This is a genomic window from Streptomyces sp. NPDC058650 (assembly GCF_042717315.1).
Lineage (GTDB): Bacteria > Actinomycetota > Actinomycetes > Streptomycetales > Streptomycetaceae > Streptomyces.
Genome location: NZ_JBHXRL010000007.1, coordinates 355,581 through 370,015, shown reverse-complemented (window position 1 = coordinate 370,015; position 14,435 = coordinate 355,581). Strand labels below are relative to the sequence as shown.

At 68.2% G+C, this 14,435-nt stretch carries 11 protein-coding genes and 4 pseudogenes; 6 read left to right on the top strand and 9 right to left on the bottom strand.

Annotated elements, in window-relative coordinates; translation table 11 throughout:
• Nucleotides 1-366 precede the first annotated feature (366 nt).
• Nucleotides 367-1,125, bottom strand: a pseudogene (locus ACFWWU_RS15940) (collagenase); the annotation flags it as partial.
• An 879-nt stretch (nucleotides 1,126-2,004) separates the two neighbouring features.
• Here ACFWWU_RS15940 and ACFWWU_RS15935 point away from each other — a divergent pair.
• Nucleotides 2,005-2,409 (top strand): hypothetical protein, encoded by a 405-nt coding sequence (locus ACFWWU_RS15935; protein ID WP_384144850.1) that lies wholly within the window; start codon nucleotides 2,005-2,007, stop codon nucleotides 2,407-2,409.
• Between the two features lie 154 nt (nucleotides 2,410-2,563).
• Complete coding sequence (locus tag ACFWWU_RS15930) at nucleotides 2,564-4,264, top strand: FAD-dependent monooxygenase (protein ID WP_384144847.1); 1,701 nt, start codon at nucleotides 2,564-2,566, stop codon at nucleotides 4,262-4,264.
• 144 nt (nucleotides 4,265-4,408) lie between these two features.
• On the opposite strand, the gene ACFWWU_RS15925 is transcribed toward ACFWWU_RS15930, so the two are convergent.
• Together ACFWWU_RS15925 and ACFWWU_RS15920 are read right to left on the bottom strand one after the other, a co-directional pair.
• A complete protein-coding gene (locus ACFWWU_RS15925) occupies nucleotides 4,409-5,248 on the bottom strand; it encodes an NAD(P)H-binding protein (RefSeq protein ID WP_384144844.1) in 840 nt (279 codons plus the stop codon).
• Between the two features lie 694 nt (nucleotides 5,249-5,942).
• Complete coding sequence (locus ACFWWU_RS15920) at nucleotides 5,943-6,686, bottom strand: hypothetical protein (RefSeq protein WP_384144841.1); 744 nt, start codon at nucleotides 6,684-6,686, stop codon at nucleotides 5,943-5,945.
• Between the two features lie 812 nt (nucleotides 6,687-7,498).
• Here ACFWWU_RS15920 and ACFWWU_RS15915 point away from each other — a divergent pair.
• Entirely contained in the window at nucleotides 7,499-7,930 is a 432-nt protein-coding gene (locus ACFWWU_RS15915; RefSeq protein WP_384144838.1) for a DNA-binding protein, read from the top strand.
• Between the two features lie 96 nt (nucleotides 7,931-8,026).
• On the top strand, nucleotides 8,027-8,470 hold the full coding sequence (locus ACFWWU_RS15910) for a hypothetical protein (RefSeq protein ID WP_384144834.1): 444 nt from the start codon (nucleotides 8,027-8,029) through the stop codon (nucleotides 8,468-8,470).
• A gap of 82 nt (nucleotides 8,471-8,552) precedes the next feature.
• On the opposite strand, the gene ACFWWU_RS15905 is transcribed toward ACFWWU_RS15910, so the two are convergent.
• Nucleotides 8,553-8,930, bottom strand: a complete 378-nt coding sequence (locus tag ACFWWU_RS15905) for a hypothetical protein (RefSeq protein ID WP_384144831.1) — start codon at nucleotides 8,928-8,930, stop codon at nucleotides 8,553-8,555.
• Between the two features lie 206 nt (nucleotides 8,931-9,136).
• Nucleotides 9,137-10,307 (bottom strand): annotated as a pseudogene (locus ACFWWU_RS15900) (IS701 family transposase).
• A gap of 153 nt (nucleotides 10,308-10,460) precedes the next feature.
• Here ACFWWU_RS15900 and ACFWWU_RS15895 point away from each other — a divergent pair.
• Entirely contained in the window at nucleotides 10,461-10,838 is a 378-nt protein-coding gene (locus ACFWWU_RS15895; RefSeq protein ID WP_024757633.1) for a nuclear transport factor 2 family protein, read from the top strand.
• Nucleotides 10,839-10,915: 77 nt separating this feature from the next.
• On the opposite strand, the gene ACFWWU_RS15890 is transcribed toward ACFWWU_RS15895, so the two are convergent.
• Both ACFWWU_RS15890 and ACFWWU_RS15885 read right to left on the bottom strand, forming a co-directional pair.
• Nucleotides 10,916-11,494, bottom strand: coding sequence for an ATP-binding protein (locus tag ACFWWU_RS15890; protein ID WP_384144828.1), 579 nt, complete (start codon nucleotides 11,492-11,494; stop codon nucleotides 10,916-10,918).
• Nucleotides 11,491-11,700 carry a hypothetical protein gene (locus tag ACFWWU_RS15885; protein ID WP_384144825.1) on the bottom strand — a complete coding sequence of 70 codons (210 nt, stop codon included), beginning with the start codon at nucleotides 11,698-11,700 and terminating at the stop codon, nucleotides 11,491-11,493. The genes ACFWWU_RS15890 and ACFWWU_RS15885 overlap by 4 nt, the downstream gene beginning before the upstream one ends.
• Nucleotides 11,701-11,834: 134 nt before the next feature.
• On the opposite strand from ACFWWU_RS15885, the gene ACFWWU_RS15880 reads away from it, so the two are divergent.
• Nucleotides 11,835-12,209, top strand: coding sequence for a hypothetical protein (locus ACFWWU_RS15880; RefSeq protein ID WP_384144822.1), 375 nt, complete (start codon nucleotides 11,835-11,837; stop codon nucleotides 12,207-12,209).
• Between the two features lie 31 nt (nucleotides 12,210-12,240).
• Here ACFWWU_RS15880 and istB read toward each other — a convergent pair.
• Together istB and istA are read right to left on the bottom strand one after the other, a co-directional pair.
• Nucleotides 12,241-13,010 (bottom strand): annotated as a pseudogene (istB, locus tag ACFWWU_RS15875) (IS21-like element helper ATPase IstB).
• A pseudogene (gene istA, locus ACFWWU_RS15870) lies at nucleotides 13,007-14,423 on the bottom strand (IS21 family transposase). The pseudogenes istB and istA overlap by 4 nt, the downstream one beginning before the upstream one ends.
• Nucleotides 14,424-14,435 lie beyond the last annotated feature (12 nt).

Genomic DNA, 14,435 nt, shown 5'->3' with positions numbered 1-14,435 from the left:
ACCGGCGGACCCGCATGCCACGGCACCGCCCCCACCCAGAACGAAGAGCCCTCCGAGCTTCAACCACCCACGACGACTGACCGCCCCCGACGTCCCCATGAACCCCGCCCCGCCTCCGCGCCCGTCTGTCCTTCGAGGCTTCGATATTAGGCTCAGTCTGACAAATGATCTCGGATGAGCCGTCGGGCAGGCCACGCCGTTGCGCTCCGGTCCGCACCCGGTGCGAGAACCCTTTGATCACCTGCCGGTGACCCCGCCACCGCCCGCAACGCCCGCTGCTCACAGGCAGAACGGCCGCAGCCGGACAGGTCCTAGACGGTGGCGGACGAGCTGCCGCGCCCGGCCTGCCCGAGGAGTGCGTCAGGCGCCGGCTGCCACGGTCGTCAGCCAGGCGTTCCAGTCGCTCTCGTAGTCCAGTGACGTGAGGAAGGAACGCGCGGCGGTCCAGTTTCCGGTGCGGTAGTGGCCGAGCACGGTGGCGACGTCGGCCGGGTGCTTCTCGACCATGTAGCGGGCGGCGAGGTAGCCCCAGTTGTAGGTGCGGTTGACGTCGCTGTTGGCGTAGGTGGTGTCGAACAGCGTGCGCAGGGAGTACGTGTGCTTGCCGGCCTCGGCCACCGCGTTGGTGTAGGTGACGCCGCGGTAGGAGTAGGAGACGTACTCGGCGATGCCCTCGCCCCACCACACGGTGGGGGTGGTCTGACTGGCGCCGAAGTCGCCGTAGAGGTTGAAGCGGCCGTCGAGGTAATGGGTGTACTCGTGGTTGAGGTTCCAGATTTGCCAGCCGGGGCTGACGTCGGTGCGCTCGTAACATATGAACCGGGGCTGGTTGCCCGTCACGGAGGGGTCTCCCTCCAGGTACATGCCTCCGTTGTTGGTGTCGATGCCGTAGATCTTCCTTGCGTATGCCTTGTAGTCGGCGCTCGAGTTGAAGACGTCGACCTCCAGGGTGGTGTTGTAGTCGTTCGCGACCGCCCCCGAGTCCTTGACCACGCTGTGGAAGTAGGCGTCCTGGTTGGCCAGGCTCGCGCAGGTCGCCGTCAGTTGGGCGGCGGTCATCTCCTGGGCCCGGATCCGCAGCGACGGGCTGCAGTTGTGGACGATCGGCAGGATGCGCGCTTCCAGCCCGCCGCCGGCGGTCGTCCCGGTCGCGCCAGGGGCGCCTTTGGTACTGCCGTGGGCCGGGCGCTGGCCCGGGTCCGCGAAGACGTGGTCCGGCTTGGGCTCGACCTGGACGGCCTGGGCTGCCTGGGAGGGAGCGGCCGCGAAGGCCGAAATGAGCAGAGCGGTGGCGATGGCCATGGCGCGCAAGATGCACTCCTGGGGAGGGGAGTAGGTGGGGGCCGTCTGCGACGGTTGCGGAGTAAAATTGCACATGTCACATGGCTTTTCAATACTGTTCACCAAATGCATCGAGCCCGTTCGTCGCTCCGTGGCGCACAGCCGCCAGCCGCCGCCACCTGATCGACAGGGACACCGGAGCCGCTCAAGGCCGGCGTCGTCGACAAGGCCTCCCGTGAGGCGAGGCTGAGTGCTCACACACGGTGGGGCAGGATGACCGAGTTGCCGGCGAGATCACGACTTCCGCGAAAGCCGGGTCGCCGACGCGTGGTTGCGCTTGCCTTCCTCGGACGACTCGTGGTCCGTGGACGATGGTCGGAGCAAGGCCGAGGAGCGTTGCCGATTCGTCTCGCGCCGTGATGACGAGAGGGGAGTTGGCCAGGCCGCGACAGAGCCTGCCGACGTAGCTCGTGCAGCCCTCCCAGCCGACCGCCTCTGCCGCGATGAACACGCCAATCCCCCTGGAGCGGGGCCGTTTCGCGTGGGTCGCCCCCTCGACATCGCACCTGGCTCCAGTCACGCCGGACCCGTCAAGATCGGGAAGCGCCGCCTCTCGGGAGCGGGGGTTCCTCCGGTTGACAGCTCCCATGGCCGGGCGTAGTCCGGAAGAGGGGACCCACGCGTCGATTCCCCTGGTCGAGGGGAGCGGAGAGGAGTTCCATCATGCTCGGCGACCTGATCGGCGAGGAGCAGGGAGACACCACGGGAGTCCGGGTGCTGTCCACCGACGGCGGCCACCCCGTGATGGAGGCGTCCTTCCAAGCGGCCGGCACGCTCCTGGGTGTCGGAGTCAAGGACATGGGCACGTACGAGTCGGTCGTACGAGCCGACGGCACCCTCTTCGGAGAAGGCCAGGGTGTCTTGATGACTCAGGACGGCGAGACGATCACCTGGCACGGCTCCGGCGTGGGCAGCTTCGACGAATCCGGCGCGATCGACTGGCGCGGTGCCCTGTTCTTCGAAACCGCCGCCGCGAGGTTCACCCGACTCACCGGCATCGCCGGCGTGTTCGAGTTCCATGTCGAGGAGAGCGGGAAGGCCACTGCCAAGATCTACGAGTGGAAGTGACACCTCCGACGACTCGGAGCGGTGACGACGACCTCGCCCCCCGATTCCCCCTGCGGCAACGTTCCCGGCTCCGGTACTCGGGTCGCCGCCCGCGCATCGGCGGGCGACGATGGAGTACGGGACCGATCCGGGGGCCAGGCGCTGGGAGGCAGCCGTGGCGCGCACCCGCATGACCGACGTACTCGTCGTGGGCGCCGGTCCGGTAGGACTGAGCGCGGCCGCCGAACTCCGCCGCCGGCGCGTGCGCTGCCGCCTGATCGACCGGCTCGCGGCCCCGCTCCCGTACGCCAAGGCAGTCGGGATCCAGCCGCGCACCCTGGAGCTCTGGGACCGGATGGGCCTGGCCCGCGCCGCTCTGGAAGCCGCCGCCGAGCTGCGTGGCCAGCTGGTCTACGTCAACGGCCGGGAGCGCACGCGGATCGAGCTCGCGCTGCCGCCCGAGGTGCCGTACGGCTTCGCCGCGCTCCCGCAGTACGAGACCGAGCGCCTCCTCGACGAGTACGTCACCGGCCTGGGCACGACCGTCGAGCGCGGCACCGAACTGTTGTCGTTCACGCAGGACCAGGAAGGTGTCACCGCCCTCCTGCGCGGCGCCGCCGGCGCCGAGGAGGAGGTGCGTGCGGGGTATCTGATCGGCTGCGACGGAGCCCACAGCACCGTCCGCAAGCAGCTGGGCCTCACCTTCGAGGGCGGGGCCTTCCCGGCGGAGTACATGCTGGCCGACGTCGAGGCCGACTGGGACCTCCCGTACGGATACGGGGTACGGTCCAGCCACCTCGCCGACGACGGTTCCACCGACGACCTGTTGGTCTGCATCCCGCTCCCCGGGCAGGGGCGCTACCGCATGTCGATGCTGGTCCCGCCCGAACTCTCCGCGGACGCCGCGGACGCCGCGGACGCCGCGGACGCCGTGGGGCCGGCGGGGCGGGGCGACGGCGTGACGCACGGCCTGGAGGGCGGCAGGGCCCCGGAGCTGTCCCACATCCAGGCTGTCGTGGACCGTCTTGGCCCCTGGCCGGCCACGCTGTCCCGGATGCGCTGGTCCTCCGTCTTCCGCATCAGCCACCGGATCGTCGACCGCTACGCCGACGGTCGGGTGTTCGTCGCGGGCGACGCCGCCCACATCCACCCGCCCACCGGCGCCCAGGGCATGAACACCGGCATCCAGGACGCCTGCAACCTGGCCTGGAAGCTCGCCCTGGTCTGTCGCGGCGAGGCGGGCCCCGCCCTGCTCGGCAGTTACGACGCCGAGCGCCGCCCCGTGGGCGAGGAGGTCGTCGGCCGCACCGTGCGCCATGCCACACAGGGCATCGAAGCCGAGTCCGCCGAACCACGGACGGCGACGCTCCGCGAGGCCCAACTGCTCGTCAGCTACCGGGACGGTCCGCTCGCCCGTGGTACGCACGGACCGGCCGACGCACCCCAGCCCGGCGACCGGGCCCCGGACTGCGGCGGCCTCACCGCGCCCATCGCCGCGTACCCGTTGCGCCTGCTCGACGTCCTGCGGGGCCGTACGGAACACGTCGTGCTCTTCTACGCCGCCGATCCGGCCCAGCTGGCCGCGGCCTCGGTCGCCTGCGGGATGGTGCGGTGGCCCGACGGCGGCCCGCAGGCCGAGCACCGCCCGCAGACCCTCGCCATCCTCGCCCGTGAAGCGTCGCGGACCGGCCTGGACTTCCTGGCGGCGGTGGCCGGGTACCACGACGCCGAGGGGGAGTTCGCCCGGCTCTACCGCCCCGACGGCCCGACCGGCCTCGTCGTCCGCCCGGACGGGCAATTGGGCGCCCGCTTTCCGCTCGCCGCCCTTGCGACGGTCCTGCCCGACTACCTCGCGGCCCTGTCCACGCCCGCCTGACCGGCTACGGCACGCGACGACAGCCGAGGGCGGCGACGACAGCCGAGGGCGGCGACGACAAGCGACGCCGCACGATGACAGGCGACGGCAGGCGACGGCAGGCGACGGCAGCCGACACCACACCACGGCAGCCGACGGCAGTACTCAGTCACGCCACGCGTTCACGGCCCCCGCGACGTACTCGGTGAAGTCGCGCGGCGCGCGGCCAAGAGCGCGCTGGACGCCGTCGGAGAGGGCGCTGTCCATGCCCCGCCGGATGGGGCCCACCGCCTCCGCGTAGTCCTCGGCCTCGGCGGCCGACCAGCCCTCTCCGATGAGCTCGGTGACGAACTCGCCGTGGGACAGCGGGACATAGCGCACCACACGGCCGGTGACCTCGGAGATCTCGGCGACCGCCTCGGCGATGGTCAGAGCCCGCGGCCCGGAGAGTTCGTACGTCTGCCCGGCGTGGCCGTCCTCCGTGAGCGCCGCGACCGCGACCGCGGCGATGTCGTCGGCATCGGTGAAGGAGGCCGCGCCGTCCCCGGCCGGCAGGCGCAGCTCACCGGCGAGGACCGCGTCCCGGAAGATGCCCTCGCTGAAGTTCTGCGCGAACCAGGCCGGCCGCAGAATCGTCCACGAGAGGCCGCTGTCGCGTACCGCGCTCTCCCCGTCCACATGCGTCGCGCCGGCGAGGTTGGCCTCGCCGGAGTAGCCCGGCACGTCCACGCCGCGCCCCGACAGCAGCACGACGCGTTCGACACCGAGCTCCGCGGCGCGCTCGACGAAGGGGCGGGTGAGGAGCCGGCCGTCGAGCGGCACGAGGTACACGGCCTGCACGCCTTCCAGCGCGGAGTCCCAGGTGGTGCGGTCGTGCCAGTCGAAGGGCGGTTCACCGGTGCGCGATGCCACGCGGATCGGGGCCCCCTGGGCCCTCAGGCGGGAGACGACGCGGCTGCCGGACTTGCCCGTGCCGCCGGTTACCAGGATCGGATGCTTGATCATGATGCCAGTCAAGACGCTCCTCGCGAGACGATCCATGGCTCTGAGGCTCACTCTGATGTCTCTGCGTCCACCGTCACGTGCCGCACCTGCGCTCGTGTCGCGCGTCAGCGCGCGGCGTTCCAGAGGTCGCACTGGTGCTGCCGGCCCAGCGTGCCGGCACGTGCACTGGCTGGAGGAGGCCCTTGCGGAACTCACCGGATAGACGGAGCCGACCGGATAGACGGAGCCGACCGGAGTGGCGGAGCCGACAGGAGTGGCGGACTTCACCGGATGAGAGGTCTCGCGCGGAAAAGGAGCGGGTCCGAGGGCGTAGCCTGCCCCCGGACCCTGTCGATGCCACTCACATCACACGCCGGCACGCTTGAGGACCCGGGTCATTCGTCATGGCGTCGCGTCCTGCCGTTGGACCACCGCCGATCGAGCTCGGCGGACCAGATTCGAACTGGCATTTCGACGCACCAGGGCCCGGGCCCGGTCGATCCGGCGATGAGCGGCGAATGCTGAGTCTGGAGCAATAGTCTGAGATTGACCGCGGTCTGCCTCTGCCTGGTTGGGCCGTCCCGGCGCGAAGTGCCGGGAGGAGGACTCGAACCTCCACTGGAACCGCGGATGTTACGACAAGGCTCAGCTTCAGCTTTGCGCTCCTCGCGCGCCCCGGCCGTGTTCTGTGGCCGGGGAGTCTGTGGTGTCCCGGCTACCCGAAGAGGTAGCCGAAGACGGCGTCGCCGACCCGCTGGTCGGTGACCTCGGCACTGTTCGCCTCCTCACGGGCGAACTTCACCGCCTGCTGGAGCTTCTCCACCCGTTCCAGCAGTTCGTTGACCCGCCGGGCCGGCAGCGCTCCCGAGAACTTCACCGTGGTCCAGTAACCGACCGGCACGTCCTCGTAGTAGACGTCGACCTGCGCCGGGTGCTTGTCCGTCGCCTCCGCCTTGACGTGGTTGCGCGGCACCTTCTTCGTACGGACCGTGCGGACGACCTCGGTCTTCCACGCGTCGGTCGACGGGTCCTGCGTCCACGACTCGGCGGCGTCCAGCACGGGAAGCTTGCGGACGAAGGTGTTGATGTCCGTCAACTGCTTCTCGAGGAACAGCAGATACGCGACGGGCACCTGCCCCACGAGCACGCGCCCGTCGACCGTGACGTCGGCGCGCGCCTCGCAGTTCGCCCAGTCCTTGGTGGCCGTCACGTCGAAGAGACGTGTCAACGCCCGCGCGGTGTCGCGCAGTACGTCCTCGGCCTTCACCTGCACCAGCGTCGACTCGGGCGGCAGCTGCTCACCCTCCTCGTCCTTCGGCTGGTAGGTACGGGAGATCCCGGCGAGCAACGCGGGCTTCTGCAGGCCGTGATGAGCTGCCGTCAGGTCCTGGTGCGCCCGGGACTTGACGCCCTTCTCCACTGCGATGATCGCCGTACATGAAGAACAGCACCAGCCCATCGTGCTTATCGCGGTCCACGTAGAAGAACCACGAGTGCGTCGACGGAGGCTCCGGAGCCGAGGGGCTGGCCACAGTCACGGGAAAGCGCCTCTCGACTCGTGTCCGGGTCGTCAGCGCGAGTCGGACGACCTGTCCGCCGTCGTCGTCGGTCAGTTGCCAGGTCCCCGCACCGGAGAGGCGCCAACCGTCCTCGAAGTCGAAGCCCTGCCCGTCGAGCTTTTCGAGAAGAGCCGACCCGTCTTCACGGAGTACCACGCGGGTCCCCTCGACGTTCTCCCAGCCCCCAGCGACTTCGGCCGCCGTGGCGTCATGGAGCCCTGTTCCCTCGTAGTACTGATAGGGGCCGGCGCATGCCGTCAGAGCAGCGAAAACCACCAGCAAGACACCGAGGGCAGCGCCCCGCACGCGCCGTCTGCTTCCGCCCGCCACCAGGACCTCCCACCCTCAGCCCGTATCGGTCAATCGATAGGAGCGACCGTGGAGAGATACCTTGCCAGATATGTTGAACGTGTTCAACTCTGTGGTTGCAGGGGTGGCTCCTACCCCTGCAACTCGTACATCCAGCACTCCCTCAACCGTCGGCAAGCAGCATGAACAGCGCTTTCGATACACGGCCTAGTAGGGCTTGGTCAGGTTGGGGCTGGTGTGGGTATGCCGCGGTGGCAGGTGGGGCATACGCCGGTCCATGTCGCGAGGAGGGTCTGTAGCTCGCGGACGATGCGGTAGAGGCTCAGGCCGGCGTGGTGTCTCGATGCTCGATCACCCGATCTCAGCCGACGCTCTCGCGGAGATGGAGCGATGCGATCGCCCCGTGACCGTCGACGATCTCGTCGCGAGCGCCTACGTGCTCAACACGACCCCCGCGGTGCTGCTGTCGCACATCCCTATCGACATGCCGGAACCCGAGGGGCCTTTCGCCACGGGGCTCCCGAGTGACGTCGACCCAACCGAGCTCCGTGCCTGGATCGAGGGGAAGACCACGCTCGACAGCGAGTCGCGGGTGCGCTGGTGGGAAGAGTGGGCTGGCCGCCTCAGGGTCCGGTCAGCACACCACGGGGAACAGCTGCAGGGAGCGTACGCAGAGCTGAGTGAACTCGGCGACCTGGCAGTCCAAGAAGCAGATGCCCCGCCCGTGCAGCGTCTGCAGTGGCGCATCCCGGACGGCGAGCAGGCGCTCAATCAGTCCGAGGTCGCGCTAGCGCTGACTGAGCATCGGCTCGACAACCTCCGAGAAGGCACCTGACAGGCGGTCCCGGTCCGCCAAAGTCACCTATCCATAGGTTATTTTGACTGGCCTTCTATCTAAACAGACTTCCATAACGAACGCAGGGAGAACGTCATGAGGATCACCAGGACTGCACGTAGGACGCGGGCCAAGATTACCGTGTCCATCGCGGCCCTGGCCGCGGGCTCACTCATACTTACCGCCTGCAGCGGAAGCAGCGACAGCGAGCTCGACGGTACCTACTACATCAAGGACGTCAACGGCACGTCCCAGCTCGGCCAGCTGGTCGTCAAGGGCAACAATGTCTCGCATCATGAGTACGACTGCGATGGTGTCTACGAGGAGCCGGACGTGACGAGCACCGGCGAGTTCAACAAGGATCAGTCCCAGATCATCTGGACGGTCGCCGGAGAGGACACCCGCAACGAGCGGACCGGCACCGAGCCCATCTCAACCAGCGACACCTCGATAAGCGTCAGCGGTAGCGCGTACGTACGTGACAACTCCGATGCGGGCAAGGCTTTGCTGGACGCCTTTAAGGCCAAGTGCAAGAAGTAACGTCGACGTCCCGCTTGGCCAGCCAAGCAGCGCAGAACCCCGTGGACATCGCGTACATGGGGTTCTGTCCTTCCTCGTCTGGTCAAGCCTCTACGCCTGCTCCTGAAGCTGCTGCGCCCGGTACTTCCTCGATGGTCTCCGGCGGCCGGCCGTACTTCGGGGCATGCTGCTCGACGAAGTCGAGCTCGGCCCACGCTGTTGGCCTCCGAATCCTCGACTGGGCCACCACGACGAACACCACAGCGCTGGCGCCGATGTTGGGCGGACACCACCCCGTCAGCAGCACCACAGGCAGATCATCCTTGATCGCCATGGTGACCAAAACGCCCAAGCCTGTGCCGTTGACCAGAATGCTCGACACGTACCCCTCGATCGTGCCGGCCAGACGCGCCAGGGTCCTCGGCTCGTTGCGATGCCGCACGGAGCGCACCATCTCGCCGACGAACACCACGGTGGTCACAGCCGCCACAGTGCTCAGTGCCAGTTCACGGATTCCGGTGATCCACCATCGCGCCGAGCGCCACCAGCCACGCGGGAACTCGCCGCGAAGCCTAGTAAGGCTTGGTCAGGTTGGGGCTGGTGTGGGTATGCCGCGGTGGCAGGTGGGGCATACGCCGGTCCATGTCGCGAGGAGGGTCTGTAGCTCGCGGACGATGCGGTAGAGGCTCAGGCCGGCTTGGTGTCTTTTGGGGCTCTGGCCAGTCGTTGCAGGGTGCAGAAGGCGTGGCGACGGAGACGAGGGTGGCGTGGTGGTGCCACCCGTTCCAGGTGCGGCCCTCGAAGTGGGCCAGGCCCAACGCCTGCTTCATCTCGCGGTAGTCGTGTTCAATACGCCAGCGGAGCTTGGCCAGGCGGACCAGTGTGGTTAGCGGGGTGTCGGCGGGTAGGTCGGAGAGCCAGAACTGGACGGGTTCGGCCTGGTCGGCCAGCCACTCGGCCAGGAGCCAGCACTCGGGAAGCTCCGGGCCGTCGACGGCTTGGCGGACCTCGCGTCCGGCAGGACGAATCCGCAAGGTCACGAACCGCGAGTACATCCGCTTGAAGCCACTGCGGCCGGTGCCGGGCCGGGAGCCCTCACGCCACTGCACCGGCTTCGCCGCTTTCCGGCCCGCCCCGATGACCAGCTGTTTCACCGACTGTGGCTTATCCGGGTACTTCGCAACCGGCGGCCGTCCGGTCCCGGAGTACGTCTCGGTCACCGGCCTCGCTCGGCCGGGCTGGACCGAGAGGGTGGTGGAGATTCCCACGACGTAGTTGAGGCCCTGGGACTGCAGGCCGTGCCGGAAGGCGGCCGCGTCCCCGTATCCGGCATCCGCAACAGCCAGCGGCACCTCGATGCCCCACGAGCGGGTTTCGTCGAGCATGTCGAGTGCGAGCTGCCACTTCTCCACATGCCCGATGTCCTCGGGAATGCCGCAGGCGGTGCGGCGGGCGACCTTGTCCGGATGCGCCGTAACGGACCCCGGCGCCCAGGTCTCGGGCACGAACAGCCGCCAGTCCACCGCCGCCGAGGCATTGCCGTCCTTGAGGAATCCGGTGTCATCGAAGATCAGCACGGTGGGCTGGATCGCCTTCTCCATCCTCCAGGCCAGCCGGGCCCTCACATGCGCTGGATCCCATGGGCTGGTGGTGATGAAGTGGGCCAGCGCCTGTCGGTTCCCGTCCTCACCAAGCCGGGCGGCCATCGGCTCGACCGACTTGCGCTGCCCGTCCGTGAGCAGGCCCCGCAGGTAAACCCGCCCCCACCGACGCTGATCATTACCGCGAACGGCTCGAAGACCTCTGCCGCAGAGTCCTCCAACTCGCCACGCACAGCAGAAACTTCCTCCGGCGTCACACATCCCCAACGACACACCGAACCCGCAGGACACGCAACACCAACACGAACCTGACCAAGCCCTACTAGTGCTGTGACCGGGATGGTTCACCGTGGTCGGAGGATGGCTCACGGGACGAGCGCGTTCCGCGAGGCGACTGGTATTACTGGTGCATGCAGGAAGAGACCGCGCGGTCCGCGATCGACACGTTCATCTCCGCGTTCAACGCCTCGGACGACAGCTATGTGACTGCGTTGCTCTCTCAGGCCCTCACCTCGGACGTGGTTTTCTGGGGACCGTTGGGCCGCAGTGAGGGGATCGAGGCGGTCGAGCGGTTCGTGCTGGACATCCGGCGCCACCCCGCGGGGACCGGCACGATGGTGCGCTGTTCGGCGGTGGACATGCCGGACGAGTGGGCCCGGTACCAGTGGGTCTTCACGACGCCGGATGGAGGCCCCCGCCTGGCGGGAACGGACGTCGTCCATCTGCGGCGGAGCCTCATCGACCAGGTCATCGTCTTCGCGGGGGAGATCGAGCCGTCCGCCTCCTGAGCCCTTCTCCTCTGGCGCCGTCCTTCTCCTGAACCGGCCCCGTTCGGGGCTCCGGATCTGCCCAGCCGAGATCATCTTCACAACGCTTCGGTCGTCCGCGCTTGGCCACGAGCAGACCGATGATGCGCTGTGGCTGTGTAAGTTCGCGGTTGGTCAGGCTGCGCTGTTGAGGGGGCGTCCGCCCCAACGGATGCCCGGGCCGAGAGCTCGGCAGCGGTGGTGAAGTAGACGCGGTGCCCCGCTTCGACCGCGGCCCGGCCCAGGGCAACGGACAACATGGTCTTGCCGACCCCGGGCGGCCCGACGAACAGGACGTTGGAGGCGTCGTCGAGGAACCGGAGGGTGGCCAGGTCCCGGATGAGCTTCTCGTCAACGCCCGGCTGGGCGGCGAAGTCGAAGTCGTTGAGGGTCCAGGGCTCGGGCAGGCAAGCAAACCGGAGCCGGGCCGCCAGCCGGCGGGCCTCGGTGGCCTCGACCTCGATCTCCAGCAGCCGTTCCAGAGCTGCGGTCAGCGACATCCGTTCGCTCCGGGCCTGGTCCAAGACCCGGTTCAGGGCCTCGGCAACATCGTTCAACTTGAGGTAGGACAGATGGCCTCGCAGCTGCTGGAATCGGCGTGCTTCGCTCATCTGCATCGGCGACGATGGCGTACTCACTCCTCGTTCTCCTCCGTCGGTGAGGGAGCTGTCCGCAGCCGGTCGGCCACGGCGGCATAGTGAGACAGGTCGATCACGACCCGTTCGGCCGGATCCCCGGCCACTGGAAGCCCGCGCAGACGCTCGGCCTCCGCGAGAGCGGCCGCCGAGGGCGGCCTTCGGACCTTGGTCTTGCAGGGGGCCCGGTCGGAGAACGACGCGAGCACGGCTCGCTCGAGTGTCGGCGTACGACCTAAGCTCCCCAGTCGCGTACGGATGAACGTCCCCAGTTATGTCGCGGGCAGGAGCACGGCTGAGGAACCTGGTTGAGATCGTCAGGCCGGCCGGAGACACTCGCGTGATGAGTCACAACGCATCGCCTGGATCGGTCGAACGAGGTTGGGACGGGCCGTGGTACCGGGTTCGCGCGGACGCCTTCGAAGCATCGTTCCTGCCCAGCTCAGGCGAGGACTTGGACTTGGTGTGCAACGTCGATGTCTTCGTGGACCTTGAGGACGGCTCCCGGTGGAGCGCGACCGTCTTCACGGTGGCAGAAGTCGAACGCTTGATGCAGACCTGGGCAGGAACCGACGAGGCTCTCGGTGGCCGCTACTTCTGGGTCTCGGACGGCCTGATCGTCCGGGAGCCGGGCATCGGCAACATGACCCAGGTGATCGCCGGGCTGATCGAGAACGACGAGTTCTCCGAGATTTTCCAGCGACTCGACGGCGACTGACCAGGCTCCGGCGGTCTCACGAAGTGGCCTGTCAGGCCACGTCTGTGTCTCGCTCGATGGCCTTGAGCCGGTTCTTGAGCCGGTAGCTCGGTCCGTTGATTGAGATCACGTCGCAGTGGTGCAGGAGGCGGTCGAGGATGGCGGTGGCAAGGACCTCATCGCCGAACACCTGTCCCCATTCACTGAAGGTCTTGTTCGAGGTCAGGATGATAGAGCCCTTTTCATACCGCTTTGAGATGACCTGGAAGACCAGGTTCGCTTCTCCGCGCTCGAGGATCTCGTAGCCCACCTCGTCGACGACGAGGACGCCCGGCCGCAGGTAGGTGCCCAGCTTGTTGGCCAGGCGCCCAGCGGCTTCGGCGGCTTTGAGGTTGCGGACCATGTCGTCGAGGCTGGTGAAGTAGACCGAGTAGCCGGCCCGGCAGGCCGCGACGGCGAGAGCGACGGCGATATGTGTCTTGCCCACCCCCGGCGGACCCAGAAGAGCGGCGTTCGCCTTGGCCTCGACGAACGAGAGGGTGGCCAGGTCCTTGACCTTGCGCGGGTCGAGGTCGGGCTGGAACGAGAAGTCGTACTCATCGAGCGTCTTGTGGTGCGGCAGCCGGGAGAGCCGCAGGCCCTGGCGGAAGCGGCGGTCGTCGCGGACGGCCAGTTCCTCGGAGAGGACCAGGTCGAGGAAGTCGAGGTAGCCATCTTCGACTCGTCGGCCCGACGGGTGAACTCGTTGATGGTTTCCGCGAGGTGGGGCAGGCCGAGCTTGCCGGCCGTGGTGCGGATGCGGTTGCCGGTCAGCTCGCTCAAGACGATTCCTTCGTCGCTCGATGGGTGGTGAAGGGGCGGGTGCCGGTCAGCTCGTCATAGACCGACAACGGTCGGCGCCCGACCTCGATCCGGGTGGCCGCGGCCCGATTCAGCAGGGCCTGCAAAGGCCCGGCCTCCTCCCCCCCGCGGCCGTTCGGGGCGAGGCTGGACCGGGATATCGCCGGTGGTGGTCCGGCGTCCCTTGCCGGTGGGCAGGCCGTCCCAGTGGGACTCGTCAACGACACGGGCACCGCGTCCGATCGCCCGGGGATGGGAGGCCAGCAGCGTGCCGCCGTGGGCGTCGGTGAGAGTGGCATGCAGCATGACCTGGGACTTTGTCGCCCGGATCTCGACCAGCTGCCGCGGGCGGACCCTGCGGGCCGGCACCGAGTAGAGGTTGCCGTCGAAGGCGACCAGGCAGTCCTTGCCCACGTGCCGCAGCTGCCGCTCGGCCACCAGATACGGAGTCGGCGGCAGCGGCTTGAGAGCCGCGTGATCCCGCTCCGCCCGCTCCGCGATGACCTCCCGGTGAGTCTTGTGGATCTGGGCCCGCCGCACGGGCACCCAGGCGGTGAACGCGGCGTCCATCTCCTCGACGGAGGAGAATGACCGGCCGGACAGAACGTGGTCGCGGACGATCAGGACCTGCCGCTCGACCCGGCCCTTTCCCTGCGGCCGATAGGCGGCCAGCACGTCGATGTCGAAGTCGTAGTGCCCGGCGAAGCCGACCGCTTCCGGATGCAGCGGGACCGCCTCACCAGGAGCGACGTGGCGGCGGACGACGGTCTTGGTCCGGTCGTAGACGATCGTTATCGGCGCCCCGCCGAAGTGGGCGAACGCCCGGCGGTGGCAGTCGAAGAACGTCTGCAGGTCCTGACTGGTGGTAAAGCAGCAGAACGGGTCGCGCGAGTACGAGAGCGTCATGTGGAAGGAGTAGACCTTTGCGATGCCCATGTGGGCGAGGATTTTGCCCTCATCTCCCCAGTCGACCTGGGCCTGGGCGCCCGGGATCACCTCGAACCGACGGTGTATCCCCGCCAGTTCCTTGGGCGTGATCCCGAGTTCCTCGGCGATCCTCGGCCGGGCCGTTTGAACGTAGAGTTTGACCCGCTGATAGTTGCCGGTGAAGCCGTACTCCTGGGTCAACCGCTCGTGGATGACCGCGGCCTTCATCAAGACCTCGGCCCGGAGCATCGAGTCGATCAGCGGCCCGAACTCATCGATCACCCTCGCCCGCCGCCCGCTCGGCGACCGACGCGGAGGCGTCGCCGGCCCCGGTGCCGAGAGGTACTTGCGGACCGTCTTGCGGTCCATCCCGGTCTCCCTGGCGATCTCCGACAGGCTAATCGCCCCGGACTCCAGCAGGCCACGAAAGCGCCGAAGCTCCAGCCAACGCTGCGGATCCAAGACCACTGCCAGCCCCCT

What these genes read in the sequence shown, in the direction of transcription:
- ACFWWU_RS15935 (WP_384144850.1), top strand. Translation starts at nt 2,005, where the DNA reads ATGCTCGGCGACCTGATCGGCGAGGAGCAGGGAGACACCACGGGAGTC.
- ACFWWU_RS15925 (WP_384144844.1), bottom strand. Translation starts at nt 5,248, where the DNA reads ATGATCAAGCATCCGATCCTGGTAACCGGCGGCACGGGCAAGTCCGGC.
- ACFWWU_RS15920 (WP_384144841.1), bottom strand. Translation starts at nt 6,686, where the DNA reads ATGGGCTGGTGCTGTTCTTCATGTACGGCGATCATCGCAGTGGAGAAG.
- ACFWWU_RS15910 (WP_384144834.1), top strand. Translation starts at nt 8,027, where the DNA reads ATGAGGATCACCAGGACTGCACGTAGGACGCGGGCCAAGATTACCGTG.
- ACFWWU_RS15895 (WP_024757633.1), top strand. Translation starts at nt 10,461, where the DNA reads ATGCAGGAAGAGACCGCGCGGTCCGCGATCGACACGTTCATCTCCGCG.
- ACFWWU_RS15880 (WP_384144822.1), top strand. Translation starts at nt 11,835, where the DNA reads ATGAGTCACAACGCATCGCCTGGATCGGTCGAACGAGGTTGGGACGGG.